Origin of the sequence: Bacillus sp. M13(2017) (assembly GCF_002218325.1) — a bacterium.
Taxonomy (GTDB): Bacteria; Bacillota; Bacilli; order Bacillales; family Bacillaceae_G; genus Bacillus_A; species Bacillus_A thuringiensis_K.
Genome location: NZ_KZ268506.1, coordinates 262,846 through 282,806 on the forward strand (window position 1 = coordinate 262,846; position 19,961 = coordinate 282,806).

Consider the following 19,961-nt stretch of genomic DNA (forward strand, 5'->3'; position numbering starts at 1 on the left):
GGAGGAAAAATATGCTTAACAAAACGCAAATCCGTTATTGTTTAGACACAATGGCGGATATGTATCCAGAAGCACATTGTGAATTGGTTCATGATAATCCATTTGAACTTGTAATCGCGGTGGCGTTATCTGCACAATGTACGGATGTACTTGTAAATAAAGTGACAAGAAATTTATTTCAAAAATATAAAACACCAGAAGATTATTTAAGTGTTTCTCTAGAAGAATTACAACAAGATATACGCTCTATCGGATTGTATAGAAATAAAGCAAAAAACATTCAAAAATTATGCCGAATGTTATTAGATGACTATAATGGAGAAGTACCGAGCGATCGAGATGAACTTACGAAATTACCAGGTGTAGGAAGGAAAACAGCGAATGTTGTAGTTTCCGTAGCGTTTGGAATTCCGGCAATTGCTGTTGATACACATGTGGAGCGAGTGAGTAAACGATTAGCTATGTGTAAATGGAAAGACTCTGTGTTAGAAGTAGAAAAAACATTAATGAAAAAAGTACCGATGGATGAGTGGGGAGTTACACATCATCGTATGATTTTCTTTGGACGTTATCACTGTAAAGCACAACGACCGCAATGTGAGGAGTGCAGACTGTTAGAAGTATGTCGTGAAGGAAAGAAGCGAATGAAGGTGAAATAAAGGATGGAGCGAGTTATAGAAATACCGAAAGAATTTCACTGTTTACCATTTTTTGAAGAAAGTGTAAATTTAATTAAGTATCATACAGACAATTCTTTTGAAGAGATAATACAAAATACTTACTTTATATTTGATATTGAAAGACAGTATGAGCCATGGAAGGAAATTGAAAACAGTATTCCAGCGATGTTGAATGTATGGAAAAATAAGCATGAAGACATTGCTATACTGTTTCGAAATAGAAATAAGCAAGAGGCTGAGGGACCAATGATTCTTTTTGCAGCTCACTTGTTATCGGTTGTCTATTGGCTAAATGAACAACCTGTTCATAGTTTGAATGAAATGCAAATAAATACGAATAAATTAAAAGTACAACCTGTTAATTTTATGGAAAGATATTCATTCATTATAAAGAAACCGAGTAATTATCATTCTTATATTCAATTAGCGCAGTTGTATATCGAAATAGAAAAGCTGTATGTAAAGAAAATGATAACAAAAAAGAAGTCCGCTTCTCGTTAAGAGAAACGGACTTCTTTTTTTGTATATTAGGACTCTGTTGTAACAACAGCACCGTCTGCGTGAGGTGTATCTCCTCCGGTATTTTGGTGTTGCTGTTCTTGTTGTTTCTTAGCTTCTTCTTCAGCTTTTTTCTTGGCCTCTTCTTCAGCTTTCTTCTTAGCTTCTTCTTCAGCTTTTTTCTTAGCTTCTTCTTCAGCTTTCCTTCTAGCTTCCTCATCAGCTTTCTTCTGAGCTTCTTCTTGCTGTTTACGTTGTTGTTCTTGTTGCTGTTCTTGTTGTTTTTTAGCCTCTTCTTCAGCCTTTTTCTTAGCTTCGTCTTGTTTTACTTTATCTTCATTAGCCTTTTTCTGGGCTTCTTCATCAGCTTTTTTCTTAGCTTCTTCATCGGCCTTTTTCTTAGCCTCTTCTTCAGCTTTTTTCGCATCTGGAGTTCCGCCAGGCGCAGTGAAGGATGCACCAACTGCTGGGCTTGTGCCAGTGCCTTTTTTCGCTACTATAGAGAAGCTATAAGTAACACCTGGTTTAATACCACCAAGAGTAGCTGTCGTACCACTTACTGATAGGCTGCCACTTGAACCGTCAGTTGCTTTATAGCTGGCTGCATATGCATCAACTTCTGCTGGTCCAGACCAGTTTAGTGTAACTGTGCTAGCGCCATCAAAAGTGACATTCAGACCACTAGGGGCATCTACTTTAATTTGTTTAATTGCATCTTTTTTCGCACCTTTTACATATAATTCTCCGTTTATTTCTTGAACAGAAGAAGGACGTTCAAAGCGTGATTTATCTGTAGCGAATTTGCTCATCATTACTTGGAACATTTGCTGTGCAATTTTAGTATAACGATCACTAATGTAGTTTTCTGGACCGTTCTTTACGTAACCCGTCCATACAGCCATCGTATATTGTGGTGTATATCCAGCGAACCAGCTATCTCTGTTTGCATCAGCTGGAATGCCGTATTTCTTTAAATCTTTTGCATCAAAGTTTTGCGTTCCAGTTTTACCCGCTACGTCAACACCTGAAACATATGCTGTTGGTCCTGTACCACCAGAACCAGGTTTTACTACGTCACGAAGAACGTCAGTTACCATGTAAGCTGTATAGTCTTGCATAGCACGTTGTTCTTTCGGTTTAAAGCTTTTCTTTTTCCCGTCCGGGAAGGTTACTTCTTTTACGAAGTGTGGTTTATTGTAGTTACCACTATTACCAAAGGTTGCATATGCACCTGCTACTGCTAAGGGAGAACTATCGTTACTACCAATTGCAGTAGATTCATGTACTCCATTTTCAAATGTCATGCCTAAACCTTCAGCAAACTCTTTTGATTTATTAAGTCCAACTGTTTGAGCTGTCTTTAAAGCCGGGATGTTTAATGACTTCTTCAATGCTTCACGAAGTGAAACGTCACCTTTAAAACTCCCTGTAGCATTTTTAATCTTTGTGCCATCAGAATAAGTATATTCAGAGTCATTTAATTGATGATAAGTAGACCACTGAAGATTCTCAATCGCTGGACCGTAGTCGAAAATTGGTTTCATTGTTGAACCAACTTGGCGTTTTAAATCAGTTGCCATATTATGACCTTTGAAAGTGGACTTATTTTCTTTACGTCCAGCACCAATTGCTCGAACTTCTCCAGATTGTGTATCCATAAATACGAATGATCCTTGGAATTGATCGTTTGGATACTTAATAAGATTGCCATCCATAATTTTTTCAGCATAATCTTGAGCATCTTGATCAAGTGTTGTATGAATCGTTAAACCATCTGAACCGATATTTACATCAGGATATTCTTTTTCAACTTCTTTTACAACTGCATCTAAAAATGCTTGATACTTCATCTCAGTTATTTCTGAAGACGGTTGAAGGCCCTCTGTTACTGGGATTTTAACTGCATTATTCATTTCTTCTTTTGTTATATAACCATGTCGATTCATTAATGACAATACGACATTACGACGATTTGTTGCTCGTTCAACATTTTCCTTTTTGGTTGGATCATAAATGTTTGGACCTTGGGGTAAACCAGCGAGCATAGCAGCTTCATGTAATTGCAAGTCTTTTAAATCTTTACCATAATATTTTTGCGCTGCTGTCGCAATACCGTATGAACGGTTACCTAAATTAATCTTATTTAAGTACATTTCTAAAATCTCATGTTTAGAGTATTGTTGCTCTAATTTGTAAGATAAGTACCATTCTTGTACTTTTCTCTTAGCGGTTTTATCCATCGTTAGAAAGTAGTTTTTAACGACTTGCTGTGTAATCGTACTACCACCTTGGGAACCGAAACCACCAGTGACATTTTCCATAACTGCTTTTGTAGTTCGTTTAAAATCAATTCCATTATGATCATAGAAACGCGAATCCTCAGTTGCAAGGAATGCATTTTCAACTACTTTTGGAATTTGATCATAAGTAACATGTGTTCGTTTTTCAGCACCGTATTCATAGAAGAAATTTCCGTTTTTATCAAGAAACTTTGTTGATAAAGGATTAACAAGTTTGGATTTGTCTAATTTTGGAGCGTCCTTTACCATAACAAAGAAAGCGGAAACGCCGGCTACAAGACCAACGATACCAAGAAGTAGACAACCTATAAGGAATTTCTTGAAAAAGGAGCCTTTTTTCTTTGGTTTTTCTTCTTTATGTGTTTTTTTCTCTTGATTTTTCACATGATTTCGTTCTGTACGAGAACGATAATTATCTGACATTATACTTTCTCCTACCTTTCATTCTCTCCCCCAAAAGTCGAAAAAAGAGCCTTAGTGATGACTCTATCACGAAAAATAAACCATGTCTAGTACACGGATATAGTCAATCCGAGGGTGATAACCGCATGATAATAAGGATCCATGCTCTTCTATTTCTTCTTTCGTAATCGACTTGCGTCCACCAGTATTTTGACGATTCCAAAATGCAATAATATGTTTTGCATCTAGTAAATAAAATTCATCAAAAAGTGTAAATTTAATAATAACAAATGCAATTCCATTATGAGCAACCACTTGCTTCATATGTTCAATTTGATGAAGGTGGAAGTTTTGAAGTGGGAAACTAGTTTTATTTTTTGTTTCCTTTGCTTCAAAATCGATGTATTTCCCTTTGTATACACCGTTGTAATCTGTTGTAGAAGGTTGTTTAAAATACGCTTCTTTTACCACTGCAGCACTTCGAGCGGGGTAATCTACTTTTACAATTTGAAGAGGTGTAGGCTTTTTATGTACACATGCAATATTATGGGTTAAGTAATATTGATTTGTTTCATTCAATTCCTCTTCAAGGGACATACCTCTATTACTATAAGTATGTGTTTTTATAGGTGTTTTTTGAGGTTGTGAAGCTTGATTATACCTTTTTCCATTTGGGTAACGAATGGTCATAGTGTGTCCACTCCCAACTTGCTAAGAATTACTTACAAAGGTGATTATATCAAAAAATGAAAAAAGATGTGACCTTTTTGATGAAAGGTATGATGACTTATTTATGTTTACATGGAATGATTATATGAAAATGAAACAAAATCGAGAAAAAAAGTTTTGTACAGAGGAAGAAAGAGCAATCATTCGCAATATTAAAAAGAAAACAGAAATAGCTAATGTGGACAATATTTCTCGAACACAATCTTATCAAGAATATTATTTAAGAAATAGTGAAATCAGGTGGGCCTTTTTAGCGAGTATGGTTTCGAGAAATGCGGGCTGGAATATGACTGATTTAGAAGGGAGATATTATGCTACTGTTTTACCTAAAACGGTAAAAAAACATTTATTTATTCTGTACGAACAGGCTAATTGGATTATTTTTTTAGATGCATTTCCACAGCTATTATTGTATGAGGAAAGTAAGAAGAGACGTGCACCTCTCTTTCATTTGTTGCAATATTTCAGCGTATCAATTTTTATGGAAAAAGAATGGCTATTTTTCTGGGAAAGAAGAGATATAAATAGGCTTATGACAGCACTTATTATAAATGAACAAAATAAAATTCAAAAACCAGTCATTGAGAACACATATTTTAAAAAACATGTATTCCATACTGCACTTTTTAAAGTACAAGAAAGATTTCATATTAGTGCAGTTATCTTCCCAACAATTGAAGGGAGAATGTATGGATTTTCGGTTTATCAATTTGAAACGTTACAACAGCGTATAGAACTAGGAAAAAAATTAGCATGGTTATTGTTTCATCCAATTTATAATGGTTCGTTTTATAAGTTTGCATTGCAAACTACACATACTGGGTCTAGAGAAGATTATGAAGTTTACGCAAAGGAAACTCGAAAGTCTTATACGCCAACACTTAGAGATATTTATCCTGTTATTTTACATGAAGAAATAAAAATGAGAGATTGGTTTTGTGCAAATATGAAAATGAATGTGCTATTTGTACCTGAAGAACCTAAAGGGGAAGTTAATATAACAGAATGGTATAGAAGAAAGAGAGAACAAATCTATAGGCTATCTATCGTAAATCGTTTTGCTAAAAGGATGGATGAGTTCATGATATAATAAAAAAGAAGTCCCGTCTTCCATTTTGAAGACGGGACTTCTTAATTTGAAACAATCCTGCTATGTGTGCTACAACTTTAATCTCAAAACGTAATGCTAGTAGGAGATTAAGGGTGACTTGAAATTTAACTGTTCGTAATAAAGTCTCGCTTTATGTAGCAGGGAAGTTTGGACCATCTAGCTTTGGATTGCCAGTCTCGGGTTTATTTTGTTGTTTGTTTTGGTTTTTCTTTTTTTCATTTTTGTTCTTTGCCATTGTAATACACCTCCTTTTTGTATTGTTACCATTTCTATAAATGACATACGAAATGATTTCTTTGACGAATAACAACTAGTTTTGTCATGTGGGCAGGAGTGGTGAATCATTCGGCGAAAATACATGACAAAGGAAAAGCAAAGAAGGAGGCGTTTTGTATATGGCGATGGTTCAAAAGGAAGATGTAATGAAAAAAATGGATCAAATGTTAAGTTCTCTCGATTTGCTGGAAATGAATATAGGGATTAGAATGAATCATGCATTAAAGGATGCGAGTGAAAAAATATGCAATAAGATAGAAATAACAGAAATGCATATTGAACATATGGAAAATAAATTAGTGCATCACGAAGAGAAAGGGAATTGGGTAAAGACATTTCAAAACGTCGTAGTGAGTGCATAATAAGGTGGGAAAGTAATGAAGAATGAAGCGTTAATACAGTCTTCAGAAAAACTCATGCAGTATAATAATGAAGCGAATGTAAAAAAGAGAGAACTAACCGAATACGACTTTTATAAGGATATGAAACCGTTTGTAGATATGGTAGATGAGGAATTAAAGAAGTGGAAAGAATTAGCTTATACGTGGATTAAAGAAGAAAAGCCAAAATATATACATGTACAGCAAATTGATCAAGTATACGATAATTTACAAACGAATGTGTTACAATGCTTTGTAAATAAAGGTAAAGGTAAACGATTCTTTGAAACACACCAAGCCATTTCGTATACTTTGCAAAATATAGTTGAGCAATGTAAATAACAAGAGGGAGAGCCCTCTTGTTATTTTTATGCTTCTGTCATTGTTGTGGGTTTTGTTGCGCCGTTTATTTCTAATTCTTTTATTAATGTTCGATAATCTGATATGCATATTTTTCCTTCGAGATACCAATGTCTCGCAAAGTCTAATAATTCATTTACATTCTCTGTGCAATACCCCTTTTTTTGAGAAAACGCTTGTTTTAAATCCCCTAATACCATGTTGATTCCTCCCCCATGAGAATCTTCTTCTTCATTATCATAGCATGGAAGGGTTTTCTTTTTTAATTTTTTAAAAATTTAAACTTCCGACAAAAATAGACAGATACTCCATCACACATATTATTTTATAGGTACATATTATATATGTAGAAACTTATGTGAAGGAGGAGAGAATGCATGTTTCAACAACCTAACGTATATCAGCAAACGAATCCATATGTACAGCAAAATATGTACCAATATAATACGGATACATATTTACGGTATAATATGTATCCTTTCGAGCCTTATTATGGAAATCAAAATTATTATCAACCGTTTGAAGTGTCCTTTATGAATCAAGCTCAACAACCACAACAGCAGCAACCTTATGTGAATCAAGCTCAACAACCACAAGCTCAGCAACCATACATGAATCAACAACAGCAGCAGCCTTATATGAATTCGCAATATTATATGCCACCACCACCATCGCCGTATGCTAATCAACAAGCGATGTTTTATCCACCAAAACAACCGTATCCGACGCAGGGTAAGCAAAAGCAACAACAGCCAAGTCAGTTTTCTAGTTTTGTTTCTCAATTTAAAACATCAGATGGTAACTATGATGTAAATAAAATGATGAATACAGCTGGACAAATGATGAATGCGATGAATCAAGTGACAGGTATTGTAAAGCAAGTTGGAGGCTTTTTTGGTAAGTAATGTTGAAGGATTGTCTATAAAAACAATGTAGATGAAATAAAGGACTAGACAAATTTCCTTGTAATAAATGGGTATATATAACAAACGGCTTTCTCTCTTTTCTCATACTGTAAAGTGTAATCAGATTTTTTTTAACGAGAGAGGAGAGAAAAAACTATGCATCATTGTCATCCTTGCTTTGGAGGGCATAAGCCTACAGGACCTATTTGTACGACTGCTCCTGTCATTCATCCGACGAAACAATGCGTAACACACTCTTTTTCAACAACGGTGGTGCCACACATTTTCCCAACACATACAACACATGTACATCATCAACAAATTAAAAACCAAAACTTCTTCCCACAAACAAATTCAAATGTAAATGTTGTGGACCCAATCGACCCAGGATTCGGCGGCGGATGTGGACCGTGTGGTCATGGTCATCATCATCATCATCACCACGGTCATCAAATATCTCCATTTGGGCCGGGACCGAATGTATCACCGTTTGGACCAGGACCAAATGTATCACCGTTTTTACCAAACAATGTATCACCAGTAGGTCCAAATATCGGACCAAACGTTGGTGGAATATTTAAAAAGTAAATGATATGTTAGAACTAGCGAAATGCTAGTTCTTTTTTTGTAATTGGAGTGTTGATATGAAAGTTATTTCAGTAACAGGATATAAGCCATTTGAACTTGGAATATTTAAAAATGATCATCCAGGAGTGGAGTGTATAAAGAAAGCATTACACCGTAAATTACTCACTTTTGTAGAAGATGGTTTAGAGTGGGTTATAATAAGCGGCCAATTAGGTGTAGAATTATGGGCTGCTGAAGTTGTTTTTGAAATGCAAGTAGAATATCCAGATTTAAAATTAGGGGTATTCACTCCGTTTTTAGAACAAGAAGAAAATTGGAAAGAAGATAATCGTGAATATTACGAATTTATTCTTTCTCAAGCAGACCATGTTGATAGTATCACGAAACGGAAGTATGAAAGCCCAGAGCAATTTAAATTAAAAAATCAATTTTTTATTGAAAAAAGTGATGCGCTTTTAGCGGTATACGATGAAGAAAAACCAGGAAGTCCCAAATATATTGTAGAATCAGCAAAGAAAAAAGGGGAAATAGAAAATTATCACAGTTATTTCATTCTTTTTTCTGATTTACAAGATATAATAGAAGAGGAACAGTGGAATAATGCAGAGTAATATGTAATATAGTACTCGTATATATGATTGACAAAAAGCATTGTTTCTGAAAAAATTTAGTTAATGAAAGTTTTGGTAAAAATTTGAGGTGAAGAAAATGATTTCGGATAAAATTAAATTAACAGCGAAAGATATTTTAGAAAAAGAATTTAAAACAGGTATGAGAGGTTATCAGCAAGAAGAAGTAGACAAGTTTCTTGATATGATCATTAAAGACTATGAAGCTTTCCACAAAGAGTTTGAGCAATTAAAGCAACAAAATGCTCGTTTAAAGCGTGAATTAGAGGAACAAAAACTAGCTGTAACGCAAGTTCCACAACAACCTGTACAAACACCAGTTGCACAACCAGTTTATAACAACACGAATACGGATATTTTAAAACGCTTATCTAACTTAGAAAAAGCTGTATTTGGAAGTAAGTTATACGAATGATGTAAGGTGGGAAAAGGTTTAAGCATTTTACATAGAAAAAAACGTTGCAAAATCTTTTTGTTTCCACTATACTAATGGATGTCATAACGTTTGGGTAATCGCTGCAACGCCAACGTTGTAGAGGAAAGTCCATGCTCGCACGGCCTGAGATGGCTGTAGTGTTCGTGCCTAGCCAATTCATAAGCTAGGGTATTCTGGCTGTAAGGCTGGTTTAACGGCAGGGAAAAAACCTAAGTCCTTTCGGATATGGTTTGACTACCTTTAAAGTGCCACAGTGACGAAGTCCTTGAAGAAATGATAGGAGTGGAACGAGGTAAACCCCACGAGCGAGAAACCCAAATAATGGTAGGGGAATCTTTTCCAAGGAAATGAACGATGGGAAAGGACAGGTTTTATAACCTGTAGATAGATGATTGCCACCGGAGTACGAGGCGTGGGCCGTTTGTAGTACAAAGGAACAGAACATGGCTTACAGAACGTTATGAACCAACTATGAAATAACTCAGCTCTCCTTTGTTAGAGGAGGGCTTTTTATTTGTATGAAGTTATAAAGTATGAGTTAAAATGGTTAATGAGAAAAATTTTCGTAAAATGTAATGATTAATAGGACCAATTGCTATTAATTATTGTTTGAATATACATAAGAGGTGAATGCAAATGGGAAAAGTTACTTTAATTGCAACAGCGGCAATGGGTATTGAAGCGTTAGTTGCCCGAGAAGTTCGCGATCTTGGTTATGAATGTCAAGTAGAAAACAGCAAAGTAACATTTGAAGCAGATGAAAAGGCGATTTGTCGCACGAATTTATGGTTACGTACTGCGGACCGTGTAAAAATTAAAGTTGGCGAATTTAAAGCAACAACATTTGATGAGCTATTTGAAAAAACGAAAGCATTAAACTGGGGAGATTATATTCCAGAGAATGGCGAATTCCCTGTTATCGGTAAATCTTTAAAATCTGAATTATTCAGTGTTTCGGATTGCCAACGTATCGTTAAAAAAGCTGTCGTTGAAAAATTAAAAACAACATATAAACGTACAACTTGGTTTGAAGAAGATGGTCCATTATTCCGTATCGAGATTGCAATGCTCAAGGATATTGCAACATTAACAATTGATGCGAGTGGTGTTGGACTTCATAAACGTGGATACCGTATGGATCAAGGGGAAGCTCCGTTAAAAGAAACATTAGCTGCGTCTTTAATTAAATTAACAAACTGGAAGCCAGATCGTCCATTTGTTGATCCATTCTGTGGATCAGGTACAATTCCGATTGAAGCAGCATTAATTGGACAAAACATTGCGCCAGGATTTAACCGTGGTTTCGCATCTGACGAGTGGGGCTGGGTAGGTAAACAAAACTGGCGTGAAGCTCGTCAAGAAGCTGAAGATTTAGCGAACTATGATCAACGATTACAAATCATTGGATCAGATATTGATCATCGTATGATTCGAGTTGCTCAAGATAACGCAGAAGAAGTAGGCTTAGGCGATTTAATTACATTTAAACAAATGCAAGTAAAAGATTTCACAACAAAAGAGGATTATGGCTACGTTGTAACGAATCCTCCATACGGAGAACGTTTAAGTGAAAAAGCACTTGTTGAACAATTGTACAAAGAAATGGGACAAGTATTCCGTCCGTTAGATACATGGTCAGCATATGTATTAACAAGTTACGAAGCATTTGAGAAGTGTTACGGAAAAGATGCATCGAAGAAACGTAAACTATTTAACGGATTTATCCGTACAGATTACTACCAATACTTCGGAAAACGTCCACCGCGTAATTCATAGTATAAAACTCCTCTAGCACGCATATACTGGCTATTATGTAATGCGTAAAGGAGGAACTAATATGGATAGTTTCCAATTATCAATGATTCAAAAAGCTATTCACCGTACGTATGATGAGCTCGGAAAAGAAGTGGATAGCCAAGGTGTGATTGTAGATGAAATACAAAAAGCACAAGAAGAATATTTGTCAGCTCTTTCACATGAAACAGCGATTGATAAACGGTATTTAAAGTCATTAATATAGAAGAAAATTTTCCTTTTTCGAAAGGAAAATTTTTTTTCGTGCATTTCTATGTATTGTAACAGGGGAAAGTGACTGCATACAAATGAGTAGCGGTTGCTATATCTTTTTATAGAAAAACTTTTTGGTTGGAGGCTAAGGATGTTTACTGAGAAGAGATTACCATTTGAAGTAGGAAAACAAGATAATTTTTATGATAAGTTGAATGAGTGGATTGGAGATGTGTTTTACGACATCCTTCCAGAAAAAGGATTTGAAGAGCGTGATGAACAAATTTTTATGGCGTTTCAATTAGAGCGTGCTTTCCAAGAAAAGAAAGTAATGTTCGCAGAAGCGGGTGTAGGAACAGGGAAAACAATTGTATATCTTCTATATGCAATTTGTTATGCGCGTTATACTGGGAAACCAGCTATTATTGCTTGTGCAGATGAAACGTTAATTGAGCAGCTTGTGAAAGAAGAAGGGGACATTGCTAAGTTATCTGAAGCATTAGGGCTATCTGTTGATGTAAGGCTTGCAAAATCAATGGATAATTATTTATGCTTACGTAAACTTGAAGATGTTATGAGTGGACGAGCTCCAGAAGTAATTGAAGACGTATATTACGAGTTACCACAGTTTGTATTCGATCATGGTACGATGCAAAACTTTACGCACTATGGTGACAGAAAAGAATTTCCACTTTTAAATGACGAAGAATGGTCAAAAGTAAATTGGGATTACTTCCAAGATTGCTTTACTTGTGATTCTCGTCATCGTTGTGGACAAACTCTTTCTCGTGAACATTATCGTAAAGCAGCAGATTTAATTATTTGTTCTCAAGATTTCTATATGGATCATATTTGGACGTACGATGCTCGTAAGCGTGAAGGGCAAATTCCGTTATTACCAGAAAGTAGCTGCGTTGTATTCGATGAAGGACATCTTGTAGAATATGCAGCTCAAAAAGCTTTAACATACCGTTTAAAGCAAACGATGATGGAGCAACTATTAACGAGATTATTACAAAATGATATTCGTGAAGAGTTTGCACATTTAGTAGAAGAAACAATTTGGCAAACAGAGCGATTCTTTGATGTGTTACAAGAAAATAAAAAGGAAATTGCCGGTTCGGATCGTTTAGAAATTACTGTGACAGAAAAAGTAACAGCTGAAGCAAAACGACTTTATGCGAAAATTGGTGAAGTCGGTGATGCATTAGTATTTGAAAGTGAAATGCATACAGTAAATACGTATGATTTAAATATCGTTGATGAACATTTAGATGTGTTAGAACATTCACTTCGTCTGTTCATGCACGAGAAAAATGTAATTACCTGGGGCGAAGAAGGTGATGGAGCCTTCACGTTAGTCATTATGCCACGTGCAGTTGAAGAAGTGTTACAAGAGAAAGTATTCTCGAAGAAAATCCCGTATATCTTCTCGTCTGCTACATTATCTAATAACGATTCATTCGCGTTTACAGCAAATAGCTTAGGGGTAAAAGATTACTTATCATTCTCAGTTGCCTCACCGTTTGATTATGAGGAGCAAATGGCAGTAAACTTACTATCGCATACGAAAGAAAATGAATGGGAAAGAAAGTGTCAATATACACTTGAAAATATACAAAAAACAAATGGACGTACACTTGTATTATTCCGTACAACGCAAGAGCTTGCAGCGTTTAAAGAATATGTAAGTAAAGAACAAATGTCAGTTCAGTTCCTATATGAAGGGGATCAAGAAATTAGTCAGCTCGTTTCTCGCTTCCAAAATGAAGAAGAGACTGTACTTTGTGCCGTTCATTTATGGGAAGGTTTAGACATTCCTGGTTCATCATTATCACATGTTATCATTTGGTCATTACCATTCCCTCCAAACGATCCGGTGTTTGAAGCGAAGCGTAAACATGTTAATGATCCGTTCTGGGATGTAGATGTACCATATATGATTTTACGTCTTCGTCAAGGCATCGGTCGTTTAATTCGTACGAGTGACGATAAAGGTGCTATTTCAATCTTCTTATCTGATACAGAAGATGAGAAAGTGATAGAAGCGGTGAAAAACGTACTACCGGTAGAAGGTAAAGAATTATAAGGAGAAAGCTTGGCGCTTGCCAAGCTTTTTTTCTATTATAAAAGGAATTTAGATTTTCATGTCGAATTAAGTTTGAGGTAGAAAAGGGAGGTTTTTATACGATGACAGTAGCTACATATGAAGTAGAAAAACAATTTTTAACATATGTGAAGAAGATACAAAATTACGGAGAAGCATTAAGCTTAATGTTTTGGGACTTAAGAACAGGTGCGCCTAAAAAAGGTGTGGACCAGCGTTCAGAAGTAATTGGTATGCTTTCATCAGAAGTGTTTGCTATGTCGACTTCAGATGAGATGGGAAATTATTTAACAGAGCTTGAAGCTTTAATAAGTGAAGACAAACTTTCTGAAACGACGAAGAAAATGGTTGAAGAGTGTCGTAAAGAATATGATAGAAATAAAAAAATTCCACAAGCTGAATATGAAGCGTATGTGAAATTAGAAGCGAAAGCGGAAAGTGTGTGGGAAGAAGCCCGCGAAAAATCTGATTTCGAAATGTTCCGTCCGTATTTAGAACAAATAGTTGAATTTAAAAAGAAATTTATTACATATTGGGGTTACGAAACATACAAATATAATACATTATTAGATATGTATGAGCCGGGTATTACAGTAGAAGTGTTAGATCACGTATTTGGTCAACTTCGTGAGCGTATCGTTCCGCTTGTAAAAGAAATATCGGAGTCACAAAAGAAATTAAAGACAAGTGCTTTATCAGAACATTTTTCAAAAGAAAAACAAAAGAACTTTACATTAGAGCTATTAAAGCAGTTGAATTATGACTTTGAAGCAGGTCGTCTTGATGAAACGGTGCATCCTTTCGAGATTACATTAAATAGAGGGGATGTTCGTATTACGACACGCTATGACGAAAAGGATTTCCGTATGGCTGTGTTTGGAACAATTCATGAATGTGGTCATGCTGTATATGAACAAAATATTGCAGAAAAATTTGAAGGTACACCGCTATGTAGTGGAACATCTATGGGTATTCATGAGTCACAATCGTTATTCTTTGAGAACTTTATCGGTCGTAATAAATCATTCTGGAAGAAAAATTATGATTTATTAAAAGAGTATAGCAATGGTCAATTCAATGATATATCAGTAGATGAGTTTTATGATGCGATTAACGAATCGAAGCCATCGTTCATTCGTATAGAAGCAGATGAGCTCACATATCCGCTTCACGTTATGGTTCGTTATGAGCTTGAGAAAGAATTATTTGATGGTACATTACAAGTGAAAGATTTGCCAGCGGCTTGGAATGATAAGATGGAAGCATATTTAGGAATTCGTCCGGAAAACAATGCACAAGGTGTATTGCAAGATGTTCACTGGGCTGGTGGTTCATTTGGATACTTCCCATCTTATGCGCTTGGTTATATGTACGCAGCGCAGTTTAAGCAAAGAATGTTAAAAGATATTCCGAACTTTGATGCATTATTAGAAGAAGGAAACGTAACGCCAATTCGTGAATGGCTAACTGAACATATTCACCAATATGGTAAAACGAAAAAGCCACTTGAAATTTTAGAAGATGTAACAGGCGAAGGGTTAAATGCAAATTACTTAGCAGATTATTTAGAAGCGAAGTATAAAGAAATTTATGAGTTATAAAAAAAGAGCTGCTTAATTGCAGCTCTTTTTTTAGGGGGATAGAAGAATGGTTTATACATATACAGTAATGATGCAAGAAGAAGCAGAAGAAATTGCATATAACTGGCATTATGAAGGGGAATATTCCTTTTACGATATAGAGGCAGATGAAGAAGATTTAGCTGAGTTTTTACATGATGAGAGTAGAGGGGATTATACATTTTCTGTAAATGAAGATGGCATTCTCATTGGATTTTTTACTGTTTGTAAAATAAGTGATGGAACGGTTGATATAGGTCTTGGAATGAAACCTGATATAACTGGAAATGGATTTGGTTTACAGTTCGTAAATGCTGGACTAGCTTTTATTAAAGAAAAATACGGATGCAATTATATAACGTTATCAGTAGCGACATTTAATAAAAGAGCTATTAAAGTATATAAAAGGGCAGGATTTGAAGCGGTTGGAACGTTTATACAGAAGACGAATGGTAGTTGTTTTGAGTTTTTGAAAATGAATTATATATGTAAAAATGATTAAAAACAGAAGAATATCCTTCCGTTTTTTTGATGTAGAAATAAATCATACTTTTTGTAATTGGAAGTTTTGAAATTTTGGAAGAGGATGTGTATGATTGAAGTTTAATAGTAAATAGCAAGTTTAGTAAGGAGAGACAGCATGAGTATAATTAAAACGAAAAATGAAATAGATGTAATGCATGAATCTGGAAAGTTACTTGCTTCATGTCATAGAGAAATTGCGAAAATAATGAAACCAGGTATTACAACAAAAGAAATTAATACGTTTGTGGAAGCATATTTAGAACGGCATGGTGCAACGTCTGAGCAGAAAGGGTACAACGGGTATCCATATGCGATATGTGCATCTATAAACGATGAAATGTGCCATGGGTTTCCGGTGGATGTACCTTTAACTGAGGGCGATATTGTAACAATTGACACGGTAGTAAACTTAAATGGTGGTCTTTCAGATTCTGCTTGGACGTATAGAGTTGGAAATGTTTCTGATGAAGCAGAAAAGTTGTTGTTAGTAGCTGAGAATGCTTTGTATAAAGGGATTGATCAGGCGGTAATTGGTAATCATGTAGGAGACATTGGCTATGCGATTGAAAATTATGTAACAAATGAAGGTTTTTCTGTCGCAAGAGACTTTACGGGACATGGAATCGGTAAAGAGATTCATGAAGAACCAGCAATTTTTCATTTTGGGAAACAAGGACAAGGGCCTGAGCTGCAAGAAGGAATGGTAATTACAATTGAGCCAATTGTAAATGTAGGTATGCGATATTCGAAAGTAGATTTAAATGGATGGGCTGCAAGAACGATGGACGGGAAATTATCAGCGCAATATGAGCATACAATTGCGATTACAAAAGATGGGCCAATCGTTTTAACGGCGCTTTGAAATAATATGTAAGAGTTTACAAAACTCGAACGAAAATGATATTTTGATAAAATTTGTACGTGTTTTGTTAATAAATACTTTTCAAAGTATAAAAAGTGCGTTATAATCCATCTATAAAATAAATAGTTAGCTACACTCATATAATCGCGGGGATATGGCCTGCAAGTTTCTACCGAAGTACCGTAAATACTTTGACTATGAGTGAGGACGAATATATTTGCTTGTTTAGCATTCTTTTTTGCGAAACTCCAAAAGCGCGTCTCTCACTTGTAACGAGTGGTGGCGGCTTTTGGAGTTTTTTTATTGCATAAGAGGGGGAACAAACATGAAAGTATTACAAGAAAAGATTTTGAACGAAGGAAAGGTTTTATCTGGTGACGTATTAAAGGTAGATGCTTTTTTAAACCATCAAATTGACCCAGTACTTATGCAAGAAATCGGAAAAGAATTTGCTAAACGTTTTAAAGAAGAGAACATTACAAAGATCGTGACGATTGAATCTTCAGGCATTGCACCAGCTGTTATGGCTGCATTAGAGCTTGGTGTAAAAGTAATTTTTGCAAGAAAACGTAAATCGTTAACGTTACAAGATAATATGTACGTTGCAAACGTATATTCATTTACGAAACAAGAAACGAATGAAATTTCATTATCTCGAAATCATATTGATGAAAGTGATCGCGTTTTAATTATCGATGACTTTTTAGCAAACGGTCAGGCTGCTTTAGGGTTAATGAGTTTAGTAGAGCAAGCAGGAGCCAGTATTGCAGGAATTGGGATTGTTATTGAAAAAGCATTTCAAGATGGAGGAAAGAAGCTTCGTGAACAAGGAGTTCGTGTTGAATCACTAGCAGAAATTGCATCATTTGATAACGGCACAGTTACATTTGTACAGCAAGAAACTGCGGAGGTGAAATAAACGATGAAGCAGCATCCATTTAAAATTGCATCGCTTGGTATGCAGCATATGCTTGCAATGTATGCTGGAGCAATTATCGTTCCGCTTATTGTGGGCGGCGGACTTGGTTTAAATCAAAAAGAGTTAACATATTTAGTCTCAATTGATTTATTAATGTGCGGCGTTGCGACAATTTTACAAGCATTATCAAATCGCTTTTTTGGTATAGGACTTCCCGTTGTACTTGGTTGTACATTTACAGCGGTTGGACCGATGATTGCGATTGGAAAACAATACGGTGTGTCTTCAATTTATGGAGCAATTATTGCTGCTGGGTTATTTGTTGTTATTTTTGCGAAATTATTTGGAAAACTTGTAAAACTGTTTCCACCTGTTGTAACAGGATCTGTAGTTACAGTAATTGGAGTTACACTTGTTCCAGCTGCTATTAATGATATGGCTGGTGGAGTAGGAAGCAAAGATTTCGGAAGTCTTGAAAACTTAGCGTTAGCATTTGGAGTGTTATTATTTATCATCGTTATGTATCGTTTCTTTGATGGATTTATCCGTTCCATTTCTATTCTATTAGGTTTGTTGTTCGGTACTATCGTTGCAGCGTTTATGGGGAAAGTAAGTTTGCAAGCGGTTGGAGAGGCTGATTGGTTCCACGGTATTCAACCATTTTACTTTGGTACACCAACCTTTGAATTAACACCAATTATTACGATGATTCTTGTTGCTTGTGTAGGGATTGTAGAAGCAACGGGTGTATACTTTGCATTATCTGATATTTGCAATAAAAAAATCGGTGAAAAAGAATTAACAAAAGGCTATCGTGCAGAAGGATTAGCGATGGTGTTAGGTGGCATTTTCAACGCATTCCCATATACAACATACTCTCAAAACGTAGGACTTGTTCAATTAACTGGAGTAAGAAATCGCGTTATTATTTACACGTGTGGTGGTATGTTAATCGTTCTTGGTTTCATTCCTAAAATCGCAGCTATTACAACAATTATTCCGAAATCAGTACTGGGTGGTGCGATGTTAGCGATGTTCGGTATGGTTATGGCATATGGTATTAAAATGTTAAGTAGCGTTGATTTTGGTAAACAAGAAAACTTATTAATCGTTGCATGTTCTGTTGGAATTGGGCTTGGCGTAACAGTCGTTCCTACATTATTTTCACAACTTCCAGAAAGCATTCGTATTTTAACAGATAACGGAATTGTACTTGGAAGTGCGTCAGCAGTACTTTTAAATATCGTATTTAATATGGTGCCGCAGCGCAAAGTGAAAGTAGAAGAAGAGCCAGTATCTATGCAAAATGCAGTAAGAGAAGCGTAAAAAAGCAAGGTCTCGTTATGAGACCTTGCTTTTCTTTTTAAGTGGCATCATTTTCCCGTAAGTACCAAGACGCCAAATGTACTCAAGTGGCCCGTATTGGTAATGTGAAAGCCACCAGCGGCTAATAAAGATTTGTAACGTGTAGAAACTAATGCAGAATATTGGTCCAACCCATAATGGAGAAGGATAATCATTTTTAAATAATAGCCCGAATACAAGCAATATAACAATTGTATGCGAGATGTAATTTGTTAATGCCATTCGTCCAACGTATTGGAATGGACGTAATACTGTTTGCCATTTTTCTTTTTGTAATAAACGCATTAACGTGACAATGTAGAAGATGAACAATGTCTTTCCGCTAAACATTGTAAAGACCTGCATATAAATTGGTTCATAAAATGGTTTTGATAAGAAGTAACGGACCATGAAGAACCACATTGGTAATGTTAAAATGAACATAATAATTTGCCATTTTTTAAGCTTTGGATCTAACTCTTTCGCGCGGCGGAAAATATCCTTTTTGCCGGCGTATAAACCAAGTAAAAACAGCCCAACTGTTTCTGGGAGCATGAATACGTTGAGTCCAATTCCATCAGCATAAAATGCATGGAAACGATTTTGGATTTGTGACACCCAGTCTTCAAGTGGCATGATAGGTAAGGAGAATCCTAATTCTGCCTTTGGAACGAATGCAATCATAATACCTACGATTAGCATGAAAAACTGAAAAATACTCAATAAAACGATAGCCCATATTAAAATAGTACGAGGTTCTCTCTTATAAAATAAAAATAAGAAAAATCCAGCAATCGCATAAGTATGTAAAATGTCTCCGTCCCATAAAAGAACGTAATGTAAGAAACCGAATAATAATAAAATAAGTAAGCGGCGAACAAATAAAATTTTCGGATGATCTGTTTTCGCTTCAGCACGACTCATAAAAATATAAAAACCTAATCCGAATAAAAACGAAAAAATTGTATAAAATTTCGTTTGAATAAACATATCGTAAAATAGGCGAATGTAGCTGTCTATCCCTTCGTAAATTCCTGAAAGATCACGTGAGTCAACCCCGGCGATAACAGGCCAATTCACAAGAAAAATACCTAGTACAGCTATTCCTCTAATAATATCAATGGAGTGTATCCTCTCGCCTTGTGTGAGATTTTGTGTCATTTTTTTCCTCCTTGTTAAGTAATTCCCTTTTATTATACAAAATGTAAGATGGAGGGGATAGGGGATATTTCCATTTTTTTAAACTGTTAAGTTATGTAGGATGAGATATAATAAGATTGCACA

The 19,961-nt window shown here is 35.5% G+C and carries 22 protein-coding genes, 1 other RNA gene and 1 riboswitch; of the genes, 18 read left to right on the top strand and 5 right to left on the bottom strand.

The features are described from left to right. Positions 1-11 precede the first annotated feature (11 nt). Both nth and CGQ22_RS18155 read left to right on the top strand, forming a co-directional pair. The gene (gene nth / locus CGQ22_RS18150; protein ID WP_000933036.1) at positions 12-659 is read left to right on the top strand and encodes an endonuclease III; all 648 of its coding nucleotides are present in this window, start codon (positions 12-14) and stop codon (positions 657-659) included. Positions 660-662: 3 nt separating this feature from the next. Further along, positions 663-1,181, top strand: coding sequence for a YpoC family protein (locus tag CGQ22_RS18155; RefSeq protein ID WP_000442648.1), 519 nt, complete (start codon positions 663-665; stop codon positions 1,179-1,181). A 26-nt stretch (positions 1,182-1,207) separates the two neighbouring features. Here the strand turns inward: CGQ22_RS18155 and CGQ22_RS18160 are convergent, their stop codons facing one another. Together CGQ22_RS18160 and recU are read right to left on the bottom strand one after the other, a co-directional pair. Further along, positions 1,208-3,901 carry a PBP1A family penicillin-binding protein gene (locus CGQ22_RS18160; RefSeq protein ID WP_089149056.1) on the bottom strand — a complete coding sequence of 898 codons (2,694 nt, stop codon included), beginning with the start codon at positions 3,899-3,901 and terminating at the stop codon, positions 1,208-1,210. 66 nt (positions 3,902-3,967) lie between these two features. Further along, positions 3,968-4,570 carry a Holliday junction resolvase RecU gene (gene recU, locus CGQ22_RS18165; RefSeq protein WP_000155598.1) on the bottom strand — a complete coding sequence of 201 codons (603 nt, stop codon included), beginning with the start codon at positions 4,568-4,570 and terminating at the stop codon, positions 3,968-3,970. Between the two features lie 103 nt (positions 4,571-4,673). Between recU and CGQ22_RS18170 the strand changes: the two genes are divergently transcribed. After that, entirely contained in the window at positions 4,674-5,699 is a 1,026-nt protein-coding gene (locus CGQ22_RS18170) for a DUF2515 domain-containing protein (protein ID WP_089149057.1), read from the top strand. Between the two features lie 151 nt (positions 5,700-5,850). Here CGQ22_RS18170 and CGQ22_RS32755 read toward each other — a convergent pair whose 3' ends face one another. Next, positions 5,851-6,030: a hypothetical protein gene (locus CGQ22_RS32755; RefSeq protein ID WP_001987054.1), complete on the bottom strand. Its 180-nt coding sequence runs from the start codon at positions 6,028-6,030 to the stop codon at positions 5,851-5,853. Between the two features lie 85 nt (positions 6,031-6,115). Between CGQ22_RS32755 and CGQ22_RS18180 the strand changes: the two genes are divergently transcribed. Both CGQ22_RS18180 and CGQ22_RS18185 read left to right on the top strand, forming a co-directional pair. Next, entirely contained in the window at positions 6,116-6,358 is a 243-nt protein-coding gene (locus tag CGQ22_RS18180; protein ID WP_001252036.1) for a hypothetical protein, read from the top strand. A gap of 15 nt (positions 6,359-6,373) precedes the next feature. Continuing rightward, a complete protein-coding gene (locus CGQ22_RS18185) occupies positions 6,374-6,718 on the top strand; it encodes a YppE family protein (RefSeq protein ID WP_000786940.1) in 345 nt (114 codons plus the stop codon). Positions 6,719-6,744: 26 nt separating this feature from the next. Here the strand turns inward: CGQ22_RS18185 and CGQ22_RS18190 are convergent, their stop codons facing one another. Continuing rightward, positions 6,745-6,936 carry a YppF family protein gene (locus CGQ22_RS18190; RefSeq protein WP_000242653.1) on the bottom strand — a complete coding sequence of 64 codons (192 nt, stop codon included), beginning with the start codon at positions 6,934-6,936 and terminating at the stop codon, positions 6,745-6,747. A gap of 177 nt (positions 6,937-7,113) precedes the next feature. Here CGQ22_RS18190 and CGQ22_RS18195 point away from each other — a divergent pair, with 177 nt between their 5' ends. The 13 genes from CGQ22_RS18195 (at position 7,114) to pbuX (ending at position 18,659) form a co-directional block, all read left to right on the top strand. Then, positions 7,114-7,641: a YppG family protein gene (locus CGQ22_RS18195; RefSeq protein ID WP_000487630.1), complete on the top strand. Its 528-nt coding sequence runs from the start codon at positions 7,114-7,116 to the stop codon at positions 7,639-7,641. 156 nt (positions 7,642-7,797) lie between these two features. After that, the gene (locus CGQ22_RS18200) at positions 7,798-8,229 is read left to right on the top strand and encodes a CotD family spore coat protein (protein WP_000546272.1); all 432 of its coding nucleotides are present in this window, start codon (positions 7,798-7,800) and stop codon (positions 8,227-8,229) included. A gap of 56 nt (positions 8,230-8,285) precedes the next feature. Then, complete coding sequence (locus CGQ22_RS18205; protein WP_000864832.1) at positions 8,286-8,840, top strand: SLOG family protein; 555 nt, start codon at positions 8,286-8,288, stop codon at positions 8,838-8,840. A gap of 97 nt (positions 8,841-8,937) precedes the next feature. Continuing rightward, complete coding sequence (gpsB, locus tag CGQ22_RS18210; protein WP_000622431.1) at positions 8,938-9,273, top strand: cell division regulator GpsB; 336 nt, start codon at positions 8,938-8,940, stop codon at positions 9,271-9,273. Positions 9,274-9,359: 86 nt separating this feature from the next. Then, positions 9,360-9,750: RNase P RNA component class B (gene rnpB, locus CGQ22_RS18215), an RNA gene on the top strand. A 180-nt stretch (positions 9,751-9,930) separates the two neighbouring features. Continuing rightward, complete coding sequence (locus CGQ22_RS18220) at positions 9,931-11,070, top strand: THUMP domain-containing class I SAM-dependent RNA methyltransferase (RefSeq protein WP_000521224.1); 1,140 nt, start codon at positions 9,931-9,933, stop codon at positions 11,068-11,070. A gap of 61 nt (positions 11,071-11,131) precedes the next feature. After that, positions 11,132-11,314: a DUF3921 domain-containing protein gene (locus CGQ22_RS18225; protein ID WP_000376898.1), complete on the top strand. Its 183-nt coding sequence runs from the start codon at positions 11,132-11,134 to the stop codon at positions 11,312-11,314. Between the two features lie 138 nt (positions 11,315-11,452). Beyond that, on the top strand, positions 11,453-13,390 hold the full coding sequence (locus CGQ22_RS18230; protein WP_089149058.1) for an ATP-dependent DNA helicase: 1,938 nt from the start codon (positions 11,453-11,455) through the stop codon (positions 13,388-13,390). A 101-nt stretch (positions 13,391-13,491) separates the two neighbouring features. Then, on the top strand, positions 13,492-15,009 hold the full coding sequence (ypwA, locus tag CGQ22_RS18235) for a carboxypeptidase (RefSeq protein ID WP_089149059.1): 1,518 nt from the start codon (positions 13,492-13,494) through the stop codon (positions 15,007-15,009). A gap of 46 nt (positions 15,010-15,055) precedes the next feature. After that, a complete protein-coding gene (locus CGQ22_RS18240; protein WP_061883938.1) occupies positions 15,056-15,529 on the top strand; it encodes a GNAT family N-acetyltransferase in 474 nt (157 codons plus the stop codon). Between the two features lie 138 nt (positions 15,530-15,667). Then, positions 15,668-16,414 carry a type I methionyl aminopeptidase gene (locus tag CGQ22_RS18245; protein ID WP_061883939.1) on the top strand — a complete coding sequence of 249 codons (747 nt, stop codon included), beginning with the start codon at positions 15,668-15,670 and terminating at the stop codon, positions 16,412-16,414. Positions 16,415-16,530: 116 nt separating this feature from the next. Then, positions 16,531-16,632, top strand: a riboswitch (purine riboswitch). 107 nt (positions 16,633-16,739) lie between these two features. After that, entirely contained in the window at positions 16,740-17,333 is a 594-nt protein-coding gene (locus CGQ22_RS18250) for a xanthine phosphoribosyltransferase (protein WP_000866486.1), read from the top strand. A 3-nt stretch (positions 17,334-17,336) separates the two neighbouring features. Next, positions 17,337-18,659, top strand: coding sequence for a xanthine permease PbuX (gene pbuX / locus CGQ22_RS18255; RefSeq protein WP_000809234.1), 1,323 nt, complete (start codon positions 17,337-17,339; stop codon positions 18,657-18,659). Between the two features lie 15 nt (positions 18,660-18,674). On the opposite strand, the gene CGQ22_RS18260 is transcribed toward pbuX, so the two are convergent. Beyond that, positions 18,675-19,838, bottom strand: a complete 1,164-nt coding sequence (locus tag CGQ22_RS18260) for a DUF418 domain-containing protein (protein WP_000193187.1) — start codon at positions 19,836-19,838, stop codon at positions 18,675-18,677. Positions 19,839-19,961: the final 123 nt, after the last annotated feature.